Annotated in this window: 5 protein-coding genes; all 5 read left to right on the forward strand. The window is 49.2% G+C overall.

What is annotated here, in order from left to right; genetic code table 11:
• Positions 1–219: 219 nt before the first annotated feature.
• The 5 genes from AC0J20_RS23175 to AC0J20_RS23195 all read left to right on the forward strand — a co-directional run bounded on the left by AC0J20_RS23175 (position 220) and on the right by AC0J20_RS23195 (position 4,008).
• Complete coding sequence (locus AC0J20_RS23175) at positions 220–1,116, forward strand: LysR family transcriptional regulator (protein ID WP_229530257.1); 897 nt, start codon at positions 220–222, stop codon at positions 1,114–1,116.
• Positions 1,117–1,246: 130 nt separating this feature from the next.
• A complete protein-coding gene (locus tag AC0J20_RS23180) occupies positions 1,247–2,173 on the forward strand; it encodes a MipA/OmpV family protein (RefSeq protein ID WP_229530256.1) in 927 nt (308 codons plus the stop codon).
• 10 nt (positions 2,174–2,183) lie between these two features.
• Entirely contained in the window at positions 2,184–2,600 is a 417-nt protein-coding gene (locus tag AC0J20_RS23185; protein ID WP_473023582.1) for a DUF3019 domain-containing protein, read from the forward strand.
• A gap of 4 nt (positions 2,601–2,604) precedes the next feature.
• Positions 2,605–3,324, forward strand: coding sequence for a response regulator (locus AC0J20_RS23190; protein ID WP_473023583.1), 720 nt, complete (start codon positions 2,605–2,607; stop codon positions 3,322–3,324).
• Positions 3,325–4,008: a HAMP domain-containing protein gene (locus AC0J20_RS23195; RefSeq protein ID WP_473023584.1), complete on the forward strand. Its 684-nt coding sequence runs from the start codon at positions 3,325–3,327 to the stop codon at positions 4,006–4,008.
• The last annotated feature ends 46 nt before the right edge of the window (positions 4,009–4,054 follow it).

Raw genomic sequence — 4,054 nt, forward strand, 5'->3', positions numbered from 1 at the left:
TTGAAATCTCCAATTTCTATATGCCTATTAGATCAAAGGCCTGGATCTGCGTCCAGGCCTTTTTCAACAGTCTGAAAGGCCCGTCAGGGCCTTTTTGCTGTTCCCCAAAGAGCCAGGGCAAAGCGTTGCACTGTTAGTTTGAGATGCTTTAAATTTGTCCGGGGATTATGTGAATAAAAGTGGTATATTTTCTCTAAACCATTAATCCTGTTCATGTTTATGTTAGAGCGCAGCGACCTGATGCTGATCGACGCCATTGATCGCCTGGGGACAGTAACCAAAGCGGCCGACGAGTTGTATTTGTCGCAGTCGGCCATCAGTCACGCCATCAAAAGACTGGAAACCACCATGGGCGTGAAATTCTGGAAGAAGTCCGGACGCAACCTGGTGCTGACACCGGCAGGCAAACGCCTGCTGACTCATGCCCGGCGGTTACTGCCACAGTTTGAGCACATTGAGCAGGAAATCAGTGGTTTTAAATCCGGTGTGCAGGGAAAGTTGCGCATTGGCATGGAGTGTTACCCCTGTTTTCAATGGTTGTTAAAAATCGTGGCCCCGTTTTTAAAGGCTTATCCGCAGGTGGATGTGGATGTCTTAAAAGAATTCCAGTTTGCAGGCCTGGCAGGGTTATTCAATTATGATATTGATATTTTAGTGACCCCTGACCCGGTGTTTCGCCCTGGCCTGGAATTCATTCCGGTGTTTGCTTATGAGCAGGTACTGGTAGTGAACTCGCAACATGCACTGTTGCAAAAGCCGTTTGCCGAACCGCGGGATTTATTACAGGAAACCTTGCTCAGCTATCCCATTGAAGACAGCCGCCTGGATATTTATACGCAGTTTCTGTTGCCGGTGGGTGGCAGCGTGCGCAAACACAAAAAAATAGAGAATACCGAGATTATTTTACAGATGGTGGCGGCCAACCGTGGCGTAACCGTATTACCTCGCTGGTTGATAGAGGAACATCGCGAACAGTTCGACATCAGTGCTTTACCTTTGGGCAATACCGGTATTCACAAACAAATCTATCTGGGCGTGCGGGAAGATAGCGACCCGCCAAAATTTCAGCGGGACTTCGTGTCGCTTGCGCTGGAAGGCAAGTTACTGCAGCCCTGATTTTTAGCGATGCCGGTTAACCGGTATGGCCATCAGATACACACTGATACATTCAGACACCAGCCGTTACGACCCGGCCGGACAAATTTACGTAAGATTGACCCACTTTAAAATAACTTGTGAATAACACATGGACTACAAACACACATTTAATCTATTGATATTGGGGCTGCTATTGCTGCTGCCCGCCTCGTTACTCCAGGCTGACGAAGTCAGCGAAAGCGGTGATAGTGAACTGGAAAGCTTTTTCGCTATCAGTTTGATTGGCGGAGTCAGTGAAACCAATCAACTGGATCAGAACTTTAACCGGGTTAATACCACCGAGAGTTTTTTAGCGGTTAACCTGGAAATGCAGCTGCGCTGGAAAGGCTTTTTTTATGAAAACCCAGGTAACAGCCAGGAAAATGTTGACGGCCTGTTTTCCGGCGATGCCATTGGTTACAACTTTTACAACACCCGCAACTGGGCAGTGGATCTCTACGCGGTACATGCACATGGCGGCGGTGAATTCGTCTTTGATGGCATCGAGCAGTTGTACGATGAAGAGGGTGAGCCGGCGGGCATAAATGTACACAGGTTAACACTGCCACGCGACAGCAATTATCGCCTGGGTGTGCGAGCTACGGGTTATTTCTCCGATTATCTGATGCAGTTTATTGCTACGCCTGTCAGTTTCGAGGATGAAATTGGTGGCTTTGGATTGTCTGCATCAATACGCCGCACCTGGCTGTACAAAAACTGGAATTTCTATGGCACGGTGGGGCTGAATTATCAAAGCAGCGACATTATTGATTATTACTGGGGGTTATCAGATAGCGAGTCGGCGCAAATCGAAGACCACATGCGCAGAACGGATACGCCATATAAACCCTACGAAGCTGACGGCGGTGTGATGGCTGTAGGACAAGTCGGCTTTGAATACCCGCTTACTGAACACCTGGTGTTTGGTGGTTTTATTACCAGTGTTTTGCGACCCGACGCAGTCACAGACAGTCCCCTCAGTTCTGAAGGGCGCTTAGTCTCTACTGCTGGTTTGTCTGTGACTTATGTGTTTTAAGGAGCAGAGCATGAACCAGAAATTCCTTAAAACCGATAATTTCAGTTACCTTGTTGGCTTTTGTCTGAGTCTGTTTCTGGGCTTATTGCCATGGCAAAGTCAGGCACAACAGGAGGCACTTTACACACTGACATTAAGCCCTGAAAAGTGTGTGGCATTGCGGCAGGGGCAAACCTGCTATGTGGACATTAGCTTAAACTGGAAAGCGCAGGAAAAAGCCAACTATTGCCTGTTTGCTGCCAGCCAGGAGACACCGTTACAGTGCTGGCAGGAAGCCGCCGAAGGTGAGCTCAACATGGAGTTTTCCAGTAACGAAAACACCTGGTTTTACCTGAAACGTCAACAGGCAGTGCTGGCGCAGGTGGAATTGAAAATGGCCTGGGTGTATAAAAGCAAACGATCTTCAGTGACCTGGCGAGTGTTTTAATCCTGTGAGCGAAAGTGTACAAAATACCATTTTACTGGTGGAAGACGATGAAGAACTGGCCCACTGGACTCAGGAATACCTGAGTAACAAGGGGTTCAATGTGCAGGTGACGGCCTCCGGTGTGGATGCCATTGCCAGAATAAACAGCAGTCCACCGGACCTGGTATTGCTCGATGGAATGTTGCCGGATCTGGATGGGTTGGATGTGTGCCGACAGGTACGCCCTACGTTTGCTAATCCCATCATTATGCTAACCGCCAGAGATGAGGAAATTGACGAAGTCCTCGGTCTGGAGGTGGGAGCCGATGATTACATTACCAAACCGGTGCGGGCCAGAGCTTTGCTGGCGCGTATACGGGGTCATCTCAGGCGCAATCAAAGCCAGGTACAGCACAATCAGCAAGCCGGGCCTGTTTCACAAATCCGCTTAAATGAACTGCTGATTGATAAGCAAAACCTCTCGGTGACATTGCGCGGGCAGGCGGTTTCCATTACCTCTGCGGAATTTGATGTTCTCTGGTTACTGGCTGAAAAGGCCGGTGAGGTGGTATCGCGACAGGAGCTGGTGAATCAGTTGCGGGGTTTTGATTATGATGGATTCGATCGATCTATTGACCTGCGCGTTTCCCGCATCAGAAAAAAGCTGGGGGATGATCCCAATGAGCCTTATCTGATCAAAACCATTTGGGGTAAAGGTTACCTGTTTGCCAGGGAAAGCTGGTAAGTGCGCTGGCTCAGTATTTCATTGGTGACCATGGTGTTGGTGGCCACCATTGGCCTGGGGTGGGTTTTCGATTTGGCCTATCAGCATTATGCGGACACAGACGCCGATGAGTCACAGGAGGAAATTCAACAGGCTGAGACCCTGACCCGGCAATTGGCACACACCCTGTCCCGCACCGGGGATATCGCCGGATTTATTGCGCACTGGCAAGCCGATGAGGGTTATCAGTTGCGCCATGTTTCGCTGCAGGAATTGGTGTTACCCGAATCTCTTGAGCATTATCTGCAAACCGGAAACTCTCTGAACCTGGAATCTGATACGGATATCAGCATCCACTACCTTATCCCGCACTCTGACCAGGTTTTGATATTGCAATTACCTGTTGTGGAGAACCCGGTTAGTCACCTGTCAGGCCGGTATTGGTTTACTTCGGTTTTTTATCTGTTGCTGATCGCCCTGTTTCTGCTTTGGGCAAAACCGCTGGTGGATCGGCTGCTGCAATTGCGTAAAACCGCCCGGGCCTTTGGCAAAGGTGAACTGAGCCAGCGAATCGACGTAGGTAAGGTGTCTTATATCAGTGATCTGGAAATCGAGTTCAATCACATGGCACAACGCATCGAAGACCTGGTATCCGATGTAAAACTCCTGAGCTCAGCGGCGTTTTTCAAGGTAGTTGTCGCCTAAGCCGTTAAGCTGCTTCTTTTTTGCTCTCCGGATTAAGTTCCACAAC

The sequence above is a fragment of the Planctobacterium sp. R6 genome, assembly GCF_055755215.1.